Here is a 19,973-nt window from a genome sequence, read left to right as displayed (position 1 = left end):
GCGCGGGGCCCGTAGTTTCCATACCACCGCTCGCCATCCAAGGAAGCGAAGTGCGCAATGCTGCACACAAACCACTCCCTCGAGCCGGCGGTACGGGAACTCGCTCGTAGACTGCCCCTGGTGCACGACGTGAGAAATTGGGTCGAACGGCCGGCAGCACACTAACAACACTAAGAGGAACTCAGCCATGGCAACTCGAATCGCTCTCCGGCACAAGGACACCGGGCTCATGAAGAATGGCTTTTACGGCTTCTCATGGACGACGCTCTTCTTCGGATTCTTCCCAGCGCTCTTCCGGGGCGACTTCCTCACCTTCATCGGCGGCTTCGTCATCGCCGTCATCATCGGCTTGATGACCTTCGGCATCGGCGCGCTCGCCATCGGCATCATCTGGGCGTTTATGTACAACAAGTACTACACCCGGCGGCTGCTCGAGCGCGGCTATTCGCTCGCAGGTAGCGAAGGCGAGAACGCCCTCGCCGCGTCGGCGCTCGGCATGGCCATGCCAATTGCGGCCAACGCCTGAAGCGCTGATGTCGGAAGACGAACGGCCAGACGACAAGCCACTTCACCGCCACTGGTGGTTCTGGCTCTTTGTGGTGATGGTCCTGCTCGCACTTTTTAAGCAAATTTCCGGCAGGGACGTCTTCTCGTTCTTCGGAAAGGTCGACAAAAGCCAGCCGAACCTCATCAAGGCCGCGTGCCAGGTCGTCTTCCCTTGCAATCTCGTCTGGGACCTGTCGGCCCCCGAGGACTTGAAGGACTCGAAGCCGGTGGTCCGTCCGCGGCACCTGGACGACTAGCTCCCTTGGGTGTGCTCGCGACGGGCCCCGCTTTGCCTGTGCCAGAAGCACCTCAGCTCCTGGCACGACGCGCGAAGGCAATTCGGTTGCGGCCGGGAATCTACGCAGGCAGGGCACTTCTCCAGGCAAAGCACCTCGCTCAGAGGACAGGTGGCGACCTGGGAGACAATGTCGGGAATGACGATTCTGCCGCTCCTCCGCAGCCTTGAGGCTATCGAACGCGCTTCCCGACCTGAGCTGGTCGGCTACCTGGAGGCCTGGGGTTTCCAGACATACGACCACGAATCCGACGAGGTGCTCCGGGCAGCGGCGCGTCAGAACTTCGAAACCGAGGGCGACCGAGCTCCCGGCGAGTAGCGCATTTAACGCCTGGGCCGCTGGCGGCGCGGCCGGTGCGGACCGTGCTGTTGCTTGTGCTCGCGCCACCGACCGAACGCCGCGCTCTGCCTAACCGCAAGCAGTCGGGCTGGGGTGCTGAAGGCAGGTGAGGTACATCTCGCGCATGCGCTCGGTTTCAGCATCGTCCATCTGCAGGCACCGCATTACGCCCTCCCAGGGGGCCTGCGAGAAGCCAGCGCTGTACTTGCGGCCAAGCCGCAACGTCGACTTGCGTGCCCAGCCGGGAATCGCAGGGGCGCCGGACCCGCCCGGCAGGTCCTGCTCTGACAGCAAAAAATCGCCGGACCGCGCTTGGCGTACAAGCTCATCCGTCCTGTCGAAGGCGTTGGTGCGGCCATGCTGGAGCGACGCTTCGACAAGAAACCACATCGCGTAATGAAGTGGTGCCGTCGAAAGGGAAGGTGCGACGCCGGTCAGCATCGCCGCGAGCACGTTCGTGCTGTCGAAGCACGAGGTCGAGCGGGAGCGCAGGTCGCCTAGCCGACGCAAAAGCAGTTGGAGTGCGTTCACCTCGTCCGGGGCGGGCTCGTTGGCGTCTGCCCAGCGGACCAGCTCATCCTGGATGGCCTTCAGGTTTGCCGGATTGGCACGGGGCGACTGCTGCGCAGCCGCCACTGGGTCTCTAAGAACGGAATGGCGAATTGCGGTCAGCAGGCCACTGCCGTCGGTCAGCACCACATCATGCGCATTGCCGCCTAGCTGTTGGCGCCGATGGAATATTGACCAGCTGTGCCGGTTGAATTTTGACCAGGGGCTAAGGCTGCCTCCGCAGGAGGTCAGCTGTGGATAACTATAGAGACGTTCCTGGTTTCTCGCTCCCTTCATTCAAGGGTTGACTGGCTGAAGTCTTGCGCTCCTGCTCCCTGGACTTGATGCGGCCCTTGGCCTCCTTGGAGCTGTGGCGGAAGCGGTAGGACTCGTTTCCGGTCTCGATGATGTGGCAGTGGTGCGTCAACCGATCGAGCAGCGCGGTGGTCATCTTGGCGTCCCCGAACACGCTGGACCATTCCGCGAAGGTCAGGTTGGTCGTGATCATCACGCTGGTGTGCTCGTAGAGCTTGGACAGCAGGTGGAACAGCAAGGCACCACCGGACTGGCTGAACGGCAAGTAGCCCAGTTCGTCCAGAACCACCAGGTCCATGCGCACCAAACTCATGGCAATGCGGCCTGCGCGACCTTGGGCTTTCTCCTGCTCCAGCGCGTTGACCAGATCCACCGTGGAGTAGAACCGCACCCGCTTGGCGTGCCGGCTCAACCCGGCAATGCCCAGTGCGGTGGCCAGGTGCGTCTTGCCCGTGCCAGGCCCACCGATCAGCACAGCGTTCTGCGCATCGTCGGTGAAGGACAGGTCTGAGAGTTTCTGGATCAGCGCCTTGTCCACCTGCGACACCTCGAAGTTGAACCCGGCCAAGTCGCGGTGCATGGGGAAGCGGGCCGACTTCATCTGGTGCGCAATCGAGCGCATCGCCCGGTCCGCATCTTCGGCTTGCAGCAGATGCTCCACCAGCCAGCGTGAGGCATCCAGCGTCGAGTCCCCACCTTGCTCGACCAGATCCGCCCAGGCCACGGCCATGCCGTTCAACCTCAATGCCTTGAGCTGCGCGTGAACATCCCGTGTCGTATCACGCATGACGCACCTCCTGATCATCCAGGTGGGTGGGACGCAGCCGGTCGTACCGCGCTGTGTCGGCCTTGGGCGCCAAGGTCAATTGCAGCGCGGTCTCGGCCTGCATTGGGGTCACCGGGTTGTTCAACCGCGCCAGCACATTGCGAACGTGCTCCACGCTGATGCTGCCGCTGGGGGCCATGCCTTCGAGCACCAGCTCTACAGCCACCAGCACCGCCTCCAAACCCGCCTGCGGAACCACCGCCAGCACCTGCGCCATGACCCGGTCACCTCCGGCGTGGCGCAACAAAGACTGCCGCAGCCGCAGCAGCGCAGGCGGCAGATCCAGGAAGGGTGTTCCATTGCGAAGCGCACCCGGCTTGCGCTGCACCAGGTCGATGTAGTGCTGCCAGTCAAAGACGGTCTGTCCACTGCCCGAGAGCCGGGCGTGGCTGGCCACCACCGCATCCATGGCAGCCACCTCCACCCGCTCCGGATACACCCGGGTGCTCACGATGTGACCCGCCCATTCACACGGCACCGAGTAACGGTTGCGGGCGGCCACCACCAGGCAGGTGCTGCTTACCCGGGCCAGGCGCTCCACATAACCATCAAAGAGCGTCGGCATGGACATGAGGTGGCCCCTCTCCAACTCCAGCATCTCACCCACGGTGAACTGTCGATGGATCGGGTGCGACGTGTCGGCCCACACCGAGCGGCAACGCTCTGCCAGCCAGGCATTGAGTTCGATGAATGAGCCGAAGCGCCGGGTGCTCGCCTCGATCCAGATACGCCGGCGGCTGTCCTGCACGTTCTTCTCCACCACCCCTTTCTCCCAACCCGAGGCCACGTTGCAGAAGTCCGGGTCGAACAGGTAGTGGCTGCACATGGCCGCAAAGCGCGCGTTGACGATGCGCCCCTTGCCCCGCTTGACCTTGTCCACCGCGGTCTTCATGTTGTCGTAGATGCCCCGCCGCGCCACCCCGCCAAGCGCCTGGAACGAGCGCGTGTGCGCGTCAAACAGCATCTCGTGCCCCTGGCTGGGATACGCCACCAGCCAGAACGCTCGGCTGGCACACAGCTTCAAATGCGCGACCTGCACGTTGTAGAACACGCCGCCCACCACCATCGCCTCATCGCTCCAGTCAAACTGGAACGCCTCGCCCAACTCAAAGCTCAAGGGCACGAACGCCTTGGCCGGACTGCTGTCAGAGCGCGTGCGCCACGCCCGGATGAAGTCCGTGACCGCGCTGTAGCCACCGCGGTAACCCTGCGCCTGGATCTGGGAGAACAGTGCCCTTGCAGAACGCCGGCTTTGCTTGGGCCGGTGCGCATCGGCCGCCAGCGCCTGGTGCAGCGTGCCCTCGAACGCCGTGAGCTTGCGCTCAACGACGCGTCGCTCGTACTTCGGAGGCTCATGGCCGGGGGCCTTGAGCCATTTCTTGACCGTGTTTCGGGCCAAGCCGGTTCGCTTGGAAATCTCGCTCAGGGAGAGTTGGTCGCGCAGCTTCATGCGCCTGACCTTGCCAATCATGTCCATGGTGATCACCTAATTTCCCTGCTGAAAGTTTCAGCAGGTCAGTGGAACACCCTGGTCAATTTTCAGTAGGCACTTCGACCTCTAGATGGTCAGTTTTCGGTCGGCGTCAACACCCGGATCTCACGCAGCAGCCGGGAGCCGGTCAACTCGGGCCAGGCCTGTAGTCGGGGTCTCCTCGTTTTCAGTGCAATAAGTGACGGTACGCAAAGCTAGCACTGGCGCGGGGGTGGTCTGGGTAGACCGTTGATTTCATTGACTTTCCTGTTCGCTTTGTAAACGGGTATGGTGGCCTCCCACTTTTGAGGTTCACGATGCAGGGTTGGCACACAACGTTTTTGGGGATGCGTGGGCTCCCCCGCGATATCAGCGACTTCGAGATGAAGGCATTTTTCACCTTCGATGGTGCCGAGCGCGACGCAATCAATGCACGCCGAGGTGATTCCCACAAGCTTGGTCTGGCGCTCCATATTGGTTTCCTGCGCATGAGTGGGCGTTTGCTCGGTGCCTTTCGGGTAATTCCAGTAGCCTTGTGGCGCCACCTTGGCAACGAGCTTGGCATTGCAGCACCAGAAGTCGCCTCGCTGAGAGCCATGTATGAACGCGGGCGCACGCTATTCGATCACCAACAAGTAGCCTGCACGGTCCTTGGATTCCAGTGGATGAGCGAGCACCAGCGCCGCTCACTGGTACGTGAACTGCGCGACGAAGTGGCGCGCTGCGCCGACCGCGATCAGCTACTCGTGCGGGCGCGTCAATGGCTGTACAAGAACAAGCTGGTGATCGTGCACGAGCGGGCAATTCGGACACTGATTGCGGCGGCACTTGCCCAGCTTGAAGTTGAAACAGGCACCGCCATCGCCGCCAGCGTTGATCCAGCAACACTTGATCGCTGGCGAGCCTCAGTTTCAGAGCTGCGCCCAGATGGACAAACCCAGCAGAGTTGGCTATGGGCTGCACCGGCGAAACACTCAACCCGCCAAATCAGCGAGGTACTGGAGCGCATCGACCTGCTTTACACGCTGGACGTTCATAAGCACCTGGCAGACATCCCCGATCTCATCTTGCGCCGCTACGCGCGCCGACTTGTCTCCAGGCCGCCCTCAGCCGGAGCCAAGATCAAAGAGCCAGCGCGCACCGTGGAGGTCGCATGCTTTCTTCGGTATTGCCTGTTCACCACCACAGACCAGTTGATCCTTATGGTGCAGCGCCGGATCGCCGATCTGTGGCGTCAGGCTGCCGCCGATGTCCCCGCTACCGTCAATTGGGCCGCAATGTACAAAACGCTGCTCGGCGAACTTGTTGCCTTGAGCGCGCAAGGTGCGGTGCCAGATGCTGAGTTGCGTGCCCGTCTTGAAGCCTTGATCACCGAAACCCAGAAACGCAAACCACCGAGCAGGGCCTCCCTGGTCCGCGAGGGATTGATTGATGGAATTCGCCCCGTGCGGTCGTTGCTCGTCGCCATTGCAAAGCTGCCCTGGCAGGCCACCGGCGAGCATCCTGCCATCGAGTACCTTGCCAAGCTGCAAGCTTTATATCTCAAAGGATCCAGAAAGCTGCCAGTTGAAGTGGTGGCACCAAGTCTGGGAATGATCTGGCAGGTTTCGATCTCCAGCCCAGACCGGGAACGGGCGTTTCAGGCGTTGGAGGTGGCCACCCTGTTTGCCCTGCGCCGCGCGGTGCGCAATGGCTCGGTCTGGATTGAGCACAGCCTGAGCTTTCGGGGTCGTGCGCGCTTGTTCTTCACGGACGAGCGTTGGCAGGCAGAGTCCAAGAAACACTATGCCCGTCTATCGTTACCCAGCAAGGCTGCCACTTTCTTGAAGCCTTTGCTGGCCAGAGTAACTGCCGGTGTCGATGCGGTGGCCGCTGCAGCCCGCAGTGGCGTACTGCGCGTGGATGATGAACTCCATTTGTCGCCATTGCCCGCAGAGGACGAAGACCCAGAAGTGACCAAGCTGCGCGCGGCTTTGGATCACCGCATCGGTGAGGTTCAATTGCCGGAAGTGATTCTGGCCGTTGACGCCCAGGTGCGCTTTAGCTGGATCATGCTCGGACGTGAGCCGCGCTCTACCGACGAGCTGCTGATGGTCTATGCCGGCATCATGGCCCACGGCACCAGTCTGACTGCGGTCGAATGCGCGCGCATGATTCCGCAATTGTCTGCCACCAGCATTCGCCAGGCCATGCGCTGGGCGCGGGACGAACGGCGTCTGAGCCAGGCCTGCCAGGCTGTGCTGGAATTCATGCAGCGACACCCGATTGCCGCCACCTGGGGGCGGTCCGATTTGGCATCTTCTGACATGATGAGCATGGAGACCACCAAACGGGTGTGGCAAGCCCGGCTTGATCCTCGGCGCAACACACCTTCCATTGGAATCTACTCCCATGTAAAAGACCGGTGGGGCATCTTCCATGCGCAGCCCTTTGTGCTCAATGAGCGCCAGGCGGGCGTGGCCATTGAAGGTGTCATCCGCCAAGAAAAGCTGGAGACCAGCCAGCTTGCTGTGGATACCCATGGCTACACCGACTTTGCCATGTCACATGCCCGTTTGCTTGGTTTTGATCTTTGCCCGCGGTTGAAGGAACTCAAACAGCGCCACCTCTTTGTGCCACGCGGCACCAAAGTGCCCGCAGAAATCGCTGCGGTGTGCGAAGCCAATGTCGACGTCGCTTTGATCGAAAAGCATTGGGATAGTCTGGTGCACCTGGCAGCCTCGGTCATGAGCGGACATGCCAGTGCGGTGGCAGCTCTTGCGCGGTTCGGTTCTGCCGCCCAGGGCGATCCAATCTATGAGGCTGGCGTGCAATTGGGGCGGTTGCTGCGTACGGCGTTTTTGGCTGACTACTTTGTCAAGGACGCTTTCAGGAACGAGTTGCGCCGGGTGCTCAATCGGGGCGAGGCTGTTAACGCCCTCAAGCGCGCCATTTATACCGGCCGGATCAGCCCGGCGCAGGCCAAACGTGTCGATGAAATGCAGGCTGTGGCCGATGCGTTGAGCCTGATGGCCAACATCGTGATGGCGTGGAATACCTCACAGATGCAGGCGGTCCTGGATCGCTGGTCGAACCGCCGCCAGGTCATTCCACCGGAACTGATCGGGAAGATTGCGCCCACCAGGGGTCGTCTCAGAAAACGGAGAATAAAGCACGTTAAGCCGATTGCAGAGGTCGCAACGGCCTGAACTTGCCCGCGCCGATCTTGGCGCTGCTGCGCCAGAGGTAATCGCCGGTCAGATTGATGTGTTCCCAGCCCAACGGCGACAGGTACTGCAATAGCGTTTCATCGACGGCATGGCCGTTGCTACGCAACGCATGCGCTGCGCGCTCCAGGTAGACCGTGTTCCACAGCACGACAGCCGCCGTCACCAGATTGAGGCCGCTGGCCCGGTAGCGCTGCTGCTCAAAGCTGCTGTCGCGGATTTCGCCCAGCCGGTTGAAGAACACGGCGCGGGCCAGTGCATTGCGTGCTTCGCCTTTATTCAGCCCGGCATGGACGCGGCGGCGCAGCTCAACGCTTTGCAACCAGCCCAGGATGAACAACGTCCGCTCGATGCGCCCCAGCTCACGCAGGGCGACAGCCAGGCCGTTTTGGCGCGGATAGCTGCCGAGTTTCCTAAGCATCAGCGAGGCCGTCACCGTGCCTTGCTTGATCGAGGTGGCCAGGCGCAGAATTTCGTCCCAATGGGCGCGGACGTGCTTGATGTTGAGAGTGCCGCCGATCATCGGTTTCAGCGCGTCATAGGCGGCTTCGCCTTTCGGGGTGTAGAGCTTGGTGTCGCCCAGGTCTCGGATGCGCGGTGCGAAGCGGAAGCCCAGCAGGTGCATCAAGGCAAAGACGTGATCGGTGAAGCCCGCCGTGTCCGTGTAATGTTCCTCGATGCGCAGGTCGGACTCGTGGTACAGCAGGCCGTCAAGCACGTAGGTGGAATCGCGCACGCCGACATTGACCACCTTGTTGTGGAACGGCGCGTACTGGTCAGAGATGTGGGTGTAGAACGTCCTGCCTGGGCTGCTGCCATATGTTAATTTCCATGCAACCCTGAGCCGGCATTTCCATCGAATCTTGATCCACCCTTTTTGCAAGCCTGGAAGGCTCACGGTGTGGATAAGTTCTTGGTTTTCTCCTTCTTGGATTGTGCCGGCAGCGCCGAGCTGTTCTTGAATCGGAAGCTGTCGTTGCCAGTTTCCAGGATATGGCAGTGGTGCGTAAGCCGGTCCAACAGCGCCGTCGTCATCTTCGCATCACCGAACACCGACGCCCATTCGCTGAAGCTCAGGTTGGTCGTGATCACGACGCTGGTGCGTTCGTAAAGCTTGGACAGCAGGTGGAACAGCAAGGCCCCACCGGACGCGCTGAATGGCAGATAACCCAGTTCGTCGAGGATCACCAGATCGGCGTACATGAGCCGGGTGGCGATCTGTCCCGACTTGCCCTGCGCCTTCTCGACCTCCAGCGCATTGACCAGTTCGACCGTGGAGAAGAACCGGACTCGCCGGTGATGATGCTCGATGGCCTGCACACCGAGCGCCGTGGCCAGGTGGGTCTTACCAGTGCCCGGGCCCCCGACCAACACCACATTGTTGGCCTCCTCCAGAAACTCGCAACGGTGCAACTGCCGCGCCAGCGCCTCATTGACTTCGCTGTGGGCGAAGTCGAAACCGGCCAAGTCCCGGTACACAGGGAAACGGGCCACCTTCAATTGGTAGGCCACGGAGCGCACCTCGCGCTCGGCGGTTTCCGCCTTGAGCAGTTGGGCCAGGATGGGTTGTGCCGCCTCGAACGCCGGTGCCCCTTGTGCGGTCAGCTCGGCCACGGCCTGGGCCATGCCATACATCTTGAGCTCTCGCAGCATGATCACGATGGCGCCGCTGGCAGGGTCATGACGCATGACGCACCTCCTGGGCTGTGCGGGCAGCCGCGGGGCGGCGCAACTGGTCGTAGCGCAGCACGTTGGCTTGAGGTTCGTTGACCAAGCGCAGGGCCTGTGGTGCCGTCACCGGCGCCGCAGGCGCCGGCTCCCCTTCCAGCAAACGATGCAGCACGTTCAGCACATGGGTCTTGGTCGGCACGCCAGCTTCCAAGGCCAGCTCCACGGCGGCCAGCACGGCCTGTTCATCGTGGTGCAGAACCAGGGCCAGGATCTCCACCATCTCCCGGTCGCCACCCGATTGGCGCAGCAACATGGCCTGCAGCCGTTTGAAGGCTGGCGGCAGTTCGGCGAACGGAGCACCGTTGCGCAAGGCACCGGGCTTGCGCTGCAGCACCGCCAGGTAGTGACGCCAGTCGTAGACGGTCCGACCACCGACGTCGTGGCGCCGGTCGATGAGGCGCGTGTGCTCGCACAAGATCTGACCTTCGGCGGCGACCACCAGCCGCTCGGCGTAGACCCGCAGACTCACCGGCCGGTTGGCGTAGGAGGCCGGCACGCTGTAGCGGTTGCGCTCGAAGTGCACCAGGCAGGTGGGCGAGACCCGCTTGGTGTGTTCGACGAAGCCGTCGAAGGGGCGCGGCATCGGCATCAGGGTGGGCCGCTCCTGCTCCCAGACATCGGCCACCGTGCCTGGCAGCTTGCCGTGGACGATCTCGCGCCACAAGGTCTTGCAGCGGTTCTCCAGCCACTCGTTGAGTTCGGCCAGGGTTGGAAACGCCGGCACGGGTTGCCACAGCCGGTGACGCGCATCACGCACGTTCTTCTCCACCTGCCCTTTCTCCCAGCCCGAGGCCGGATTGCAGAACTCGGCCTCGAACAGGTAGTGGCTGACCATGGCGCTGAAACGGGCGTTGACGTCGCGCTCCTTGCCCCGGCGCACCTTGTCCACGGCGGTGCGCATGTTGTCGTAGATACCGCGCCGGGGAATGCCACCCAACACCGCGAAGGCATGGTTGTGCGCATCGAACAGCATCTCGTGGGTTTGCAGCGGATAAGCCCGCACGGTGAAGGCGCGACTGTGGCTGAGCTTGAAGTGGGCTACCTGCAGCTTGGTGCGCTCGCCGCCGATGACGGCCCAGTCTTCGCTCCAGTCGAATTGGAACGCTTCGCCAGGACCGAAGGCCAGCGGCACGAAGGTGCCTCGGCCGGTGGTCTGCTGCGCTTCCTGACGTTGCTGCTGCCAGACTCGGGCGAAGGCGGCTACCCGGCCGTATGAGCCTGGGTAGCCCAGGGCGGACAGGTCGGCGTGGAGTTGCTTCACGGTGCGCCGCTGCTTGCGCGACTTGCCCGCTTCGCTCTTGAGCCAGCCTGAGAGCTTCTCGGCGTAGGGATCGAGCTGGCTCGGACTGATGCGCCGAGGGTAGTGCGGCTCCGCCACACCCGCGCGCAGGTACTTCTTGATGGTGTTGCGAGACAGGCCGGTGCGCCGGGCGATCTCTCGGATGGACAACTGCTCGCGCAGGGCCCAGCGTCTGATGACACTTAATGTTGCCACGTCAATCACTCCTATGCTCCTGCCGAAAAAATCAGCAGGTTAGGGTTGTTACGTGGATCAGTTTTAGACGGAAATTACCGGGTTAAGTGGATCAGTTCTGGATGGAAATCAACACTTTGACCTCAAAAAGCATTTCGGCATGGACCGTCGGCACGTGAGCCATGAAGACCTCCAGGCCGTCATCGCGGAGGATGCGATCGACGTGCGGCCTGGCGACATAGTGGTGTTCCGCACGGGCTTCACGGAAGCGGTTATGGCGATGAACAGGCAGCCCGACAAGGAAATTCTCGACGCCACGGGCAGTGTCCTCGATGGGCGGGACACACGGCTGCTGAATTGGATAACCGACAGCGGCATCGCGGCACTGTGCGCCGACAACTACGCGGTCGAGGGCCTGCCCGCGCGCGAGGCGCTTGGCCGGCGGCCCTCGCTTCCCCTTCACCAGCATTGCCTGTTCAAGCTGGGCGTGCCGCTGGCCGAACTGTGGTGGGTGAAGGATCTGGCCGACTACCTCGGGCAGGAGGGCCGCACCGCGTTCCTGCTGACCGCGCCCCCCCTGCGGCTGCCCGGCGCCGTCGGCTCGCCCACCACACCGATCGCGACCACGTGATGCCGACGCCCGATCGAACTCCGCCCGTGCGCCTCGGGCAAGGCCGCCATTGGCAGGACATCCAAGTGGGCGATCGATTCGACACCTTCAGTCGTACCGTGACCGAGGCGGACCTCGTTAATTTCGTGTCGGTCACGGGCATGCTGGAGGCCATCTTCATCGAAGCCAACTACCCGGACGGGGCCATTGCCGGCCGGCCGGTACCGGCCGCGCTGACCTACACCCTGATCGAGGGGTTCATTCTGCAGACCATGATCCAGGGGACCGGGCTCGCCATGCTCGAGTTGACGCAGAAGATCCTCGCGCCCGTGCTGGTGGGCGACACGATCCGGGCCGAGATCGAAATCATGTCGATCCAGCCCAAGAAGACCGGCCGCGCCGTAGTCGCATCGGCGATCACCGTCCTGAACCAGCGCGGGGTAACGGTCATGACGTACACAGCGGTACGGTTGCTGGCCGGCCGCCCGCCCCATTCGAACCCAACCGGAAAACAAGGAGATACCCCATGAAATTTCGTGCCAGCGGCGTCATTCCAGCGGCGCTGATGCCTTTCACTCAAGACATGGAGTTGGACCTGACCACGTTCAGGTCTCACTTGCGTGATCTCGCCTCCGTCAAGGGAGTCACGGGAATCTGCGTCAACGGACACGCGTCGGAAGTCATGTCTTGCACGGAGCAGGAACAGGCCCGGATCTTAACGGTGGCTCTGGAAGAAGTAGGCAACGCGCTGCCGGTGATCGGCGGCGTCTATTCGGAAAGCAGCATCGTCGCAGCCCAGCATGCCAAGCAATGGCAGCAGCTCGGCGCCAACGCGCTCTTGGTGGTGCCACCGGCTGCTTTCGGCAAGGGTGCCCAGCTTCGGCCTGAGATGGTCATGGAGCATTACCAGCGGATCGCCGATGCATGCGACCTGCCACTGATCATCTTTCAATATGCGGGCGCGCAAATGATGGCGATCCAGACGCTCACCAATCTGGCTGACACCATCCCCAGCATCAAGGCGATCAAAGACTACTGCGGTGACCCCGTTGCGCACGAAGAGACGGTCAGACAGCTCCAGAATAGCCACAGGAAGGTGAACGTGCTGACCGCCCACAGCTCGTGGCTTCTGCAATCACTTGCGCTCGGGTGCGAAGGCATCTTGTCGGGTGCAGGCAGCACTGTCGCCGCGCTTCAGGCCGAGCTGTTCGAGGCGATGAAAGACAGCGACCTGCCACGTGCTCGGGAAATTAATGAGCGGCTGGACATTCCGAACAAGGCCTTCTACCACGCCCCGATGGCCGACCAGCACAACCGGATGAAAGAGGCTCAAGTCCTCATGGGACGCTTTCCCCATGCCGTGGTGAGGCCGCCGTTGATGAAGCTATCGACAGCGGAGATCGACGGCATCCGGGCGGCCTTGGCCAAGGCCGTCATGTTGAATCACTAAGGAGACCAGTATGACCATGGAATTCGCTTCCGGACTCGTAAAGCGCTCGGCATGCCTGTCTTGTAAACCGCTCAATGATCGACATCATGCGCAAGCTCTGATTCCTTTCTTTTCCGAGATCAACTCACGTTAGTCAGTGCCTGTTTAAGGTGCCGGATCCATGTGAAATCAAATTGACTTTTTCTCCTGCTTGTCTAAAGGATCTTCCCATGTTCATGTATTTCCGCGCCGCATGCTCGGCAATTATTCTGACGATCTGCGCTCTCCAAGTTCATGCGCAGCAACCGACCCCCATTCGTTTTGTCGTCGCGTACCCGCCTGGGGGCGCTGGCGACCAGATGGCACGAATTGTGGCGAATGAGGTCGCAAGAAGCCTCGGCACTCCTGTCGTGGTTGAAAATAAGCCCGGTGCCGGTGGCATGATTGCTGGCGATCTAGTGGCGCGCGCGAAGCCTGATGGGAAGACATTCTTCGTCGGTGGCAATGGCCCACTAGTTCTGAACGCGGCTATCTATGACAAGATGCCATATGATCCCGCGAAGTCCTTTGCGCCAGTAGCTGGGTTGGGAAAATCACCGCTTCTCTTGGTCACCCGTAATGGCCTTGGCGTCGACAGCGTCGCGGAGTTGGTGTCGGTGATGAAGACCCGGCAACTGTCTATGGCCTCAGCCGGAATCGGCAATGTGACCCATCTTGCCGGCGAGTATGTGGCGGCTCTGATGGGGTACAAGGTCACGCACGTACCGTTTAGCGGAAGCGCACCAGCTATCTTGGGCCTGATCGGCGATAACGTTGACGTCATGTTCGACGCGCTGCCGTCTTCAATGCATCAAGCCAAAGCTGGAAAAATCCGCCCCTTGGCCATTCTTGATGACCGACGGTTTCCGCTTTTGCCGGACGTGCCCACACTAAAAGAATCGGGATACGCCAATGGCGAGACCAGCGCGTGGATTGCGATCGTGGCGCCGGCGCAGACGCCGCGTTCTGCTGTATTGGAAATTAACAAGGCTGTGAATGATGCGTTGCTCAAACCAGAAGTAGCGCAGAAATTTCACTCGATTGGAGAACAACCGATGGCAGGGACACCCGAAGACCTTGGCAACTTCATGGCGGCCGAGCGTGCGCGTTGGTTGCCACTTGTGAAATCGCTTGGCGTGAAGCTCGACTAGTATCCAGGCCAACAATCCACTCCAAAAAAGGCGCAGGCTACGGCGACTTCTGGAGCCCATTGGAATGGTGTCGCGTGAGGAACTCGACCGATCGCGAGAGTGCCAGCTCGGCGGCTTTGGGTGCGAAACCAAATGAGCGAACAGAGTTGAAGAAGCCGTGCCCGGCACCTTCATAGATAAAGAACTCATGCAAAGCGTTAGGGGTGCCTAGGGCCCGCTTCAAAATTTCCTGCACCTCCACAGGAATGTGCGCATCCGAATCTCCGATGTGGACTTGCGTCGGGCGCTTCAGGGCCGAAAGCTCCGCTTGATAGTCCTGCGCTTTGACAGGATAAAACGACACGCTGCTGTCGATGCCTCCGATCGCCGCAAGCTGAAGGGCGTACTTGCCTCCCAAGCAGAATCCGACGACGCTGACGCTTCCATCGCAGCGTGGGTCGCTCGCGAGCGAATTGACCGCTGCCCTCGCGTCATCGAGCGCGACTTGATTGTCCATTCGTTGCCAAAATGATATGGCAATCTCCCGGTCCGAGTCAGAATACGTCAATTCGACGCCAGGTTCGATCTGGCTATAAAGATCCGGTGCCAGCACGACGAACCCTTCACGAGCGAACTGGTCGGCCGCCAATCTCATCGCATTGTTAATCCCAAAAATCTCCGGCAGCAGAACAATGCCCTGTTTCCGCTCCCGTGAGTCGGACGAAATGTAGCCACCCATGGCACCATGAGTCGTTTGCAATTCGAAGTTGAAGTTTTTCATTTTTCTCGCGAGTAAAAGATGATCTTGTCCAAATCGGGCTCGACACCAAGCCCTACGCCCTGAGGAACCACAATCTCGTATTCCCTGTACTGTGTGGCCGTCGTTGCCAGGTCGTCAGCTAGAAGCAGCGGCCCAACCAGCTCGCAATCCCAGGCCAGAGTGGGAAGCGCACTGAACAACTGAAGCGCTGCGGCCGTGCCAATCGAACTTTCCAGCGCCATTCCCCCGTATATTGGAATCCCCGCGGCCTCTGCTATGGCCGCGGCTTTGTACGCGCGCCGAATCCCGCCGCCCTTACCCACTTTGACGCCGTATAGCCCCGTGACGCCGGCCTTGAAGCATGTAAAGGCATCACGGAAGTCCCAGAGACTCTCATCCGCTGCAATGGGTATGTTCAACCTCGCCGATAGGTTCGAAAGACCTTCTAGCTGCCACTTGGGCAAAGGCTGCTCAACCATGGCGACGCCCGCGTCCTGCAGCCGAGGCAAATACTGCATGCATGTCGGAAAGTCCCATGCCTGGTTCAGATCCACGGTGACGATTGCCCGAGTTTCCATCGCGTGAATCGCCTTGACAGTTTGGACGACCCGTTCCGTCTCAGATCGGGGATCGCTAAGACCCATCTTTATCTTGAACGTTCGGTGGCGGCGGTTTTCAAGCTGATTCTCAGCATCCTCGATGTCGACGCCTGCGTTACCTGAAACGAGCACCCAGAGGACTGGCATCGATTCCCGAACGCGTCCTCCGTAAAAGGCACTTACTGGCAGCCCCAAGATCCGACCCACCGCATCGTGCAGTACGACGTCGACGGCTGCTTTGGCGAAGAAGTTGGCGGACGCCACCCGATCCATCAGCAGGAGCAGTGTCTCGTGTCCAAAGAGATTTTCACCTATAAGCGCGGGGGCCAAGTATCGATCGACGACCTGCTTCATGGTTTCGATAGACTCGCCCCCCCAAAACGGCGTTCCCGCGGGCGTGCCCCCTTCCCCGTACGCGACTACTCCGCTGGAGGTGCGCAACGTCAAAAAGAGGAGCGACTGATGCGAATGCGACGAGTTGGAATGGTTGTGTACCTTCTTGAGAGGCAGATCGACTATGCGAGTGTCGATGCTCTCGATGGTTTCGATAGTTTGCGCGTTCATCTTGTCCTCCTGTCGACGAAAACCACTACAGGTACGTCGAATGATCTGGCCTGATCCCAGCCCATGCATTCGCAATCAAGCGCCTAACGAGTTGGGACTCGAGGGGCTTGGGATTCGGGTAGGGCTTAGCCATCACTGCGGCGGTTACGACGTCGATGTCCTTCTCTTTCATCCCCAGGTCTCGCAAAGTCACCGGCACGCCGCTGTCCTTTGCAATGTCATAGATCAGCCCAGCGGGATCTCCTCCACCCATCGCTCGCCCCACTACGACCATTGCCTCAGGAATCTTGGGAGCGTTGTATGCGATGGCGTGCGATAGCACTACAGCGTGAGTCTCGGCGTGGGGTAGGTTTAGAGCGCCTCCAAGCGTGTGGCAAAGCTTGTGGTGAAGACCCATCGACGTCGAGGCCAAGCAAATGGCGCTCAACCATGAGCCATACAGTGCCTCGGTCCGCACCTCGGGAGCAGCCAGGTCCTCGCAGAGTTTCGGGAGGCTTCTGTATAGGGCAGCAATCCCTAGTTCAGCGAACGTGTCGGTTATCGGGTTAGCGTCACTCGCGTAAAGCGCCTCTACTGCGTGAGCCATGGCGTTGATGCCGCTCGACACAGACAGCATTCGAGGGAGTGTGAACGTCAGTTCTACGTCGTAGATAACTGTTTCCGGCAGTACTTTGGGCGTCCTCTGTGTAGTCTTGATGCCGCGCTCGCTTTGACCAAGAATGGGAGTCATCTCGGATCCGGCATAGGTGGTTGGAATCACTAGCTGTGGCAGATCAGTACGAAGCGCGATAGCTTTGGAAAGCCCGATCGCCGATCCCCCGCCCAATGCCACTACTCCATCCACACGCAAGCTCCGCACCTGTGCAAGAGCGGTCTCCGTCACTTCGACGGGCGTGTGCATTACGGCCCCAGCGAAGACGCCGACGCAAACAGGGCCGACGAGGGATCGGATCTGTTCGGCCTGTTCCGGAGCGCTTGCCACAATCAAGATCCGTTTGCACCCCAGCCGTTCGACTTCGTCGCCGACCTCGGAGACAGTACCTCGGCCAAATCTGACGCGACTTGGCATGCCCTGGTAGAGAAAGTCTTTCATCATCAACTCGCTCAGGCGACAGAATTCGCATAAAGCGGGCTGTCGTCGGTTGGTATGTTGAACTTCCCGGCGAACACGGCTTTGATCCAGGGTTGTATGGTTACGAAGGAACGCAGCCCGGCTCGCGTGAACGGATCGTTCTCTACGAACTGACGAGCCTCCTCTAGGTCGCTCACCTCGACGATGTAGCTCCCACCTCTAACGGATTTTCCGTCGTCAGTAAAGGTCGCGCCCGCCGCCAGCACTTTGGCTGCATGGCCTTCCATGTATTTGCGGTGCTCGGACACGACCGCTTGGCGTTTCGCAACTGTGCCCGGCAAGTCTTGAAAAAAAATCGCTACATACATTGAGATATCTCCTTAAAAAACGGCTGCATCGCTGATAACTTGTAGACCGGAATCACGCGCGTGGAATCGATTGATCTGGATCCTCCAGCACTTCGGCCATGACCGCCGTCTGCTTCTCAATGAGGCGGCGCGCCATTGCAAGCTCTCTCGGTGCGTTCACCCCAACAACGGCCTTCAGCCGGTCTTGTTCAAGGTAGAAATACAGCGACGTCTGCGTCGCGAGAAGTCGGCGAATGGCGACACGGTGATGCGACTTGGGCACACCATAAATCTGGATGTTGACCGTGAACTGATCGGACCAAAACCATGGCAACGGGTCATAGCAAACGGGAAAGCCCAAGGCCGCGCTGGCCGCCGCAATCCCTTGGTTCCACGCGCCTTGCGACAGACCGCCGCGCCGCGGTGCGCGCAGCGGTTGACCCAGACGCTGAGCTTTCCCTCTTTTGTGCGCGTTACAACTACCGGCGTGTCGCCCACGAACGTGGACTTGAAATCTCCGGGCTGCGGGATCTCGGCCTCCAAGGCCACGAAACTCCAGGTTGGCCCGCGATAGATGCGTTGTAGTTCGAGTTCGTAAACCTCTTGGGAACGGTATACGTCCAAAGGCACACGGGTCCCATCATGTGTTGGGAAGGTCACGGGCTTGATATCCATCTCTACGTTCCTCAATTAGGCGATCAGGCCAAGGGCCAGATCGCGTCACCAGAGCTTTTTGCAAACGCGGCAAGCCTGCTGCCAGTCTTGCGCGTCGGGATTCAGTGATGCGCAAAAGTTCAGACCGGATCGAGAACGAAATCCTTCTTGAGGACCTTGACGCCCCCCCGTTCTTGCAGCTTGTGAATCAAGGCGGGGCGCACAGCCTCGACGCAGTCACTGTCGACCCACTTCTCATCCGCGAAGTAGGCCTGCGTTGTATGCTCCAAAAAGCCCTGCGCGCGGATCTTGAAGTGCACGTGCGCGGGTCGCCATGGATGGCGACCCATCAGCTCCAGCATCTTGCCGCTGGGGCCCTCGTGGGGAATCATGTAAGGCACTGGCAGCACGGTACGAATGTTGAAAGCCCCGGTCGAGTCGATGATCTTCTTGCCGCGATAGAAATCCGGCGGAAACTCTTCGCTATATCCGCTGTAGTACCCTTCGTGGTCGGAGTGCCAGATAAACAGCTCGGCACCTTCGATTGGCTTGCCCGCCAAGTCAACGACCTTCCCCTCAATGATCAACTCCTCGCCGCCATCCCCACGTGACTTGATCCGATCTGTGATCGTTGGAATGGACTCTAGAAAATAGGGGCCCTCCACGTTTGTCACGGAGCCCCTCCGGTGGTTCATCTCGTTGTCCGTAATGGTTGCGTTGAACCAGAGATCGCACACCAAGGGATTTCGTATTCCGGAGCTTTGCGTACTGCATGAGGAAGCCCACGCCAGCGCGGTATTCTTCAAAGGTTACATCGTGGCGCTTCAGAACTTCGCGGACCGCCTTGACGATCTCGCCGATCACTGTCTCTGCCCGGTTTGCCATATTCTTGTCTCCTGTCGTAGTGGGTGAACGAATGCAGAATCTACCGGGCAGGGGCGATTCAATCCAATACCATCTTTGTCATCGCGATGACCAGAAAGGTATCGCGAGGGCAGCACTAAGTCATAATTAGGTATGGAGCTACGCCACCTTCGTTATTTTGTGACCGTCGCGGAGGAGCGCAGCTTCCGTCGCGCCTCGCTCAGACTTCATATCTCTCAGCCGCCGCTGTCGCGCCTCATCAAGCAGCTCGAGGAACAGGTCGGTGCTCAGCTATTTGATCGAACCACGACCGGCGTCGAGCTGACCGCAGCGGGGGAGGTCTTTTTGGAGGGTGCAAACAAGGCTCTGCGGATAACAAGTGACGCTGTCGAAAGATCGCGTCGTGCTGCAAAGGGCGACTTTGGCCACCTCGAAGTCGCCTATTACGGCTCCGTGATCTTCGGTACCATCCCTCATCTGATCGGTGCTTATCGTGACGCGCAGCCCCGCGTCACAGTTCGTCTATCCCATATGACGAAGGATCGGCAAATCCGAGCTCTGCGCGATGGGTGGCTTGACATCGGGTTTGCCCGCTATTATCGAGACGAACCGGACATCGCATCAGAGGTGGTGGTGAGCGAGCCGGTGGTACTTGCGGTGCCGTCGACGCACCCATTGGCCAACCGCACCGTCGTGCCCATGTCGGCCCTGCGAGATGAGTGCATGATCGTCTACCCTGCGGCGTCTCGTCCAAGCTTTGCCGATGAGGTCATGCTCTTTTGCGATCAGGCGGGGTTCACACCTCGCATCGTTCAGGAAACGGAAGATCCCATGGGCTTGCCTCGCTCTAGTATCCGGCGGAGTAGGCATCGCACTAGTCCCAATATCCACAGTCAATATCCGTCTACCGCGGGTTGCTTTTCTCAAAGTCACTGATCCTGAGCCCACAAGTAGCCTGTGCTGCGTCTACCGAAGGAACGACCAGAGGCCACTTCTCTCCGGTTTTCTAGCTGTGGTGCGCGCCTTGAATCTGAACGCACTGAATAACAACGCGTTCGAGGAGCAAAGTCGATTGGTCGAGCTCGGTCACGACAGTCGAGGCCGTCGTAAGGCCAACATTTGACCTCTGCGGCGTATGTTCAACGCCCCATT

Annotated in this window: 21 protein-coding genes and 2 pseudogenes; 10 read left to right on the top strand and 13 right to left on the bottom strand. The window is 60.3% G+C overall.

All coding sequences use genetic code 11. The features are described 5' to 3' along the window. Positions 1-229: 229 nt before the first annotated feature. The 3 genes from E5P2_RS29635 (at position 230) to E5P2_RS29625 (ending at position 1,160) form a co-directional block, all read left to right on the top strand. Entirely contained in the window at positions 230-526 is a 297-nt protein-coding gene (locus tag E5P2_RS29635) for a hypothetical protein (protein ID WP_232080947.1), read from the top strand. Between the two features lie 7 nt (positions 527-533). Beyond that, on the top strand, positions 534-803 hold the full coding sequence (locus E5P2_RS29630) for a hypothetical protein (RefSeq protein ID WP_162570838.1): 270 nt from the start codon (positions 534-536) through the stop codon (positions 801-803). A gap of 177 nt (positions 804-980) precedes the next feature. Beyond that, the gene (locus E5P2_RS29625) at positions 981-1,160 is read left to right on the top strand and encodes a hypothetical protein (RefSeq protein ID WP_162570837.1); all 180 of its coding nucleotides are present in this window, start codon (positions 981-983) and stop codon (positions 1,158-1,160) included. 90 nt (positions 1,161-1,250) lie between these two features. Here E5P2_RS29625 and E5P2_RS29620 read toward each other — a convergent pair whose 3' ends face one another. From E5P2_RS29620 to istA (E5P2_RS29610), 3 genes are all read right to left on the bottom strand, one after another. Further along, the gene (locus E5P2_RS29620; RefSeq protein ID WP_162570836.1) at positions 1,251-1,880 is read right to left on the bottom strand and encodes a hypothetical protein; all 630 of its coding nucleotides are present in this window, start codon (positions 1,878-1,880) and stop codon (positions 1,251-1,253) included. Between the two features lie 112 nt (positions 1,881-1,992). After that, positions 1,993-2,832: an IS21-like element helper ATPase IstB gene (istB, locus tag E5P2_RS29615; protein ID WP_162570835.1), complete on the bottom strand. Its 840-nt coding sequence runs from the start codon at positions 2,830-2,832 to the stop codon at positions 1,993-1,995. Further along, positions 2,825-4,348 carry an IS21 family transposase gene (istA, locus tag E5P2_RS29610; RefSeq protein ID WP_162571147.1) on the bottom strand — a complete coding sequence of 508 codons (1,524 nt, stop codon included), beginning with the start codon at positions 4,346-4,348 and terminating at the stop codon, positions 2,825-2,827. Before istA (E5P2_RS29610) ends, istB (E5P2_RS29615) begins: the two co-directional genes overlap by 8 nt. Before the next feature lie 311 nt (positions 4,349-4,659). Between istA (E5P2_RS29610) and E5P2_RS29605 the strand changes: the two genes are divergently transcribed. Continuing rightward, complete coding sequence (locus tag E5P2_RS29605; RefSeq protein WP_013397097.1) at positions 4,660-7,530, top strand: Tn3-like element IS1071 family transposase; 2,871 nt, start codon at positions 4,660-4,662, stop codon at positions 7,528-7,530. Here the strand turns inward: E5P2_RS29605 and E5P2_RS29600 are convergent. Genes E5P2_RS29600 through istA (E5P2_RS29590) form a run of 3 tightly spaced genes read right to left on the bottom strand, consistent with a single transcriptional unit; the run spans position 7,499 to position 10,783 of the window. Beyond that, positions 7,499-8,446, bottom strand: coding sequence for a Tn3 family transposase (locus E5P2_RS29600; protein WP_015060629.1), 948 nt, complete (start codon positions 8,444-8,446; stop codon positions 7,499-7,501). The genes E5P2_RS29605 and E5P2_RS29600 overlap by 32 nt on opposite strands. Then, positions 8,443-9,237, bottom strand: coding sequence for an IS21-like element IS1600 family helper ATPase IstB (gene istB, locus E5P2_RS29595; RefSeq protein WP_011255145.1), 795 nt, complete (start codon positions 9,235-9,237; stop codon positions 8,443-8,445). Before istB (E5P2_RS29595) ends, E5P2_RS29600 begins: the two co-directional genes overlap by 4 nt. After that, positions 9,227-10,783 carry an IS21-like element IS1600 family transposase gene (gene istA / locus E5P2_RS29590; protein ID WP_011255179.1) on the bottom strand — a complete coding sequence of 519 codons (1,557 nt, stop codon included), beginning with the start codon at positions 10,781-10,783 and terminating at the stop codon, positions 9,227-9,229. The genes istB (E5P2_RS29595) and istA (E5P2_RS29590) overlap by 11 nt, the downstream gene beginning before the upstream one ends. Positions 10,784-10,892: 109 nt before the next feature. Between istA (E5P2_RS29590) and E5P2_RS29585 the strand changes: the two are divergent. The 4 genes and pseudogenes from E5P2_RS29585 to E5P2_RS29570 all read left to right on the top strand — a co-directional run. Further along, positions 10,893-11,384 (top strand): annotated as a pseudogene (locus E5P2_RS29585) (cyclase family protein); the annotation flags it as partial. Further along, positions 11,384-11,893: a MaoC family dehydratase gene (locus tag E5P2_RS29580; RefSeq protein ID WP_015060627.1), complete on the top strand. Its 510-nt coding sequence runs from the start codon at positions 11,384-11,386 to the stop codon at positions 11,891-11,893. The pseudogene E5P2_RS29585 and the gene E5P2_RS29580, both read left to right, overlap by 1 nt. After that, positions 11,890-12,813, top strand: coding sequence for a dihydrodipicolinate synthase family protein (locus E5P2_RS29575; protein ID WP_015060626.1), 924 nt, complete (start codon positions 11,890-11,892; stop codon positions 12,811-12,813). Before E5P2_RS29580 ends, E5P2_RS29575 begins: the two co-directional genes overlap by 4 nt. A gap of 209 nt (positions 12,814-13,022) precedes the next feature. Next, positions 13,023-13,982, top strand: a complete 960-nt coding sequence (locus E5P2_RS29570) for a Bug family tripartite tricarboxylate transporter substrate binding protein (RefSeq protein ID WP_015060625.1) — start codon at positions 13,023-13,025, stop codon at positions 13,980-13,982. 37 nt (positions 13,983-14,019) lie between these two features. Here the strand turns inward: E5P2_RS29570 and E5P2_RS29565 are convergent, their stop codons facing one another. The 7 genes and pseudogenes from E5P2_RS29565 to E5P2_RS29535 all read right to left on the bottom strand — a co-directional run bounded on the left by E5P2_RS29565 (position 14,020) and on the right by E5P2_RS29535 (position 18,631). Beyond that, positions 14,020-14,742 (bottom strand): dienelactone hydrolase family protein, encoded by a 723-nt coding sequence (locus tag E5P2_RS29565; RefSeq protein ID WP_015060624.1) that lies wholly within the window; start codon positions 14,740-14,742, stop codon positions 14,020-14,022. Beyond that, positions 14,739-15,884 (bottom strand): muconate/chloromuconate family cycloisomerase, encoded by a 1,146-nt coding sequence (locus tag E5P2_RS29560; RefSeq protein ID WP_162570834.1) that lies wholly within the window; start codon positions 15,882-15,884, stop codon positions 14,739-14,741. The genes E5P2_RS29565 and E5P2_RS29560 overlap by 4 nt, the downstream gene beginning before the upstream one ends. Positions 15,885-15,909: 25 nt before the next feature. Then, a complete protein-coding gene (locus E5P2_RS29555; protein ID WP_015060622.1) occupies positions 15,910-16,977 on the bottom strand; it encodes a maleylacetate reductase in 1,068 nt (355 codons plus the stop codon). A gap of 11 nt (positions 16,978-16,988) precedes the next feature. After that, positions 16,989-17,324 (bottom strand): YciI family protein, encoded by a 336-nt coding sequence (locus E5P2_RS29550; protein ID WP_162570832.1) that lies wholly within the window; start codon positions 17,322-17,324, stop codon positions 16,989-16,991. A 52-nt stretch (positions 17,325-17,376) separates the two neighbouring features. After that, positions 17,377-17,664 (bottom strand): oxidoreductase C-terminal domain-containing protein, encoded by a 288-nt coding sequence (locus E5P2_RS29545; RefSeq protein ID WP_232076904.1) that lies wholly within the window; start codon positions 17,662-17,664, stop codon positions 17,377-17,379. A 29-nt stretch (positions 17,665-17,693) separates the two neighbouring features. Further along, positions 17,694-17,978, bottom strand: a pseudogene (locus tag E5P2_RS29540) (Rieske 2Fe-2S domain-containing protein); the annotation flags it as partial. Positions 17,979-18,097: 119 nt separating this feature from the next. After that, entirely contained in the window at positions 18,098-18,631 is a 534-nt protein-coding gene (locus E5P2_RS29535) for a dioxygenase family protein (RefSeq protein WP_162570830.1), read from the bottom strand. A 343-nt stretch (positions 18,632-18,974) separates the two neighbouring features. Here E5P2_RS29535 and E5P2_RS29525 point away from each other — a divergent pair, with 343 nt between their 5' ends. Beyond that, complete coding sequence (locus tag E5P2_RS29525) at positions 18,975-19,757, top strand: LysR substrate-binding domain-containing protein (RefSeq protein ID WP_269475711.1); 783 nt, start codon at positions 18,975-18,977, stop codon at positions 19,755-19,757. Continuing rightward, positions 19,648-19,944 carry a LysR substrate-binding domain-containing protein gene (locus E5P2_RS38410; RefSeq protein ID WP_443083567.1) on the top strand — a complete coding sequence of 99 codons (297 nt, stop codon included), beginning with the start codon at positions 19,648-19,650 and terminating at the stop codon, positions 19,942-19,944. The genes E5P2_RS29525 and E5P2_RS38410 overlap by 110 nt, the downstream gene beginning before the upstream one ends. The last annotated feature ends 29 nt before the right edge of the window (positions 19,945-19,973 follow it).

It is taken from the genome of Variovorax sp. SRS16 (genome assembly GCF_901827165.1).
Classification (GTDB): domain Bacteria; phylum Pseudomonadota; class Gammaproteobacteria; order Burkholderiales; family Burkholderiaceae_C; genus Variovorax.
Note: the sequence above shows the minus strand (reverse complement) of the source record. Positions and strands in the feature narration are given on the sequence as shown.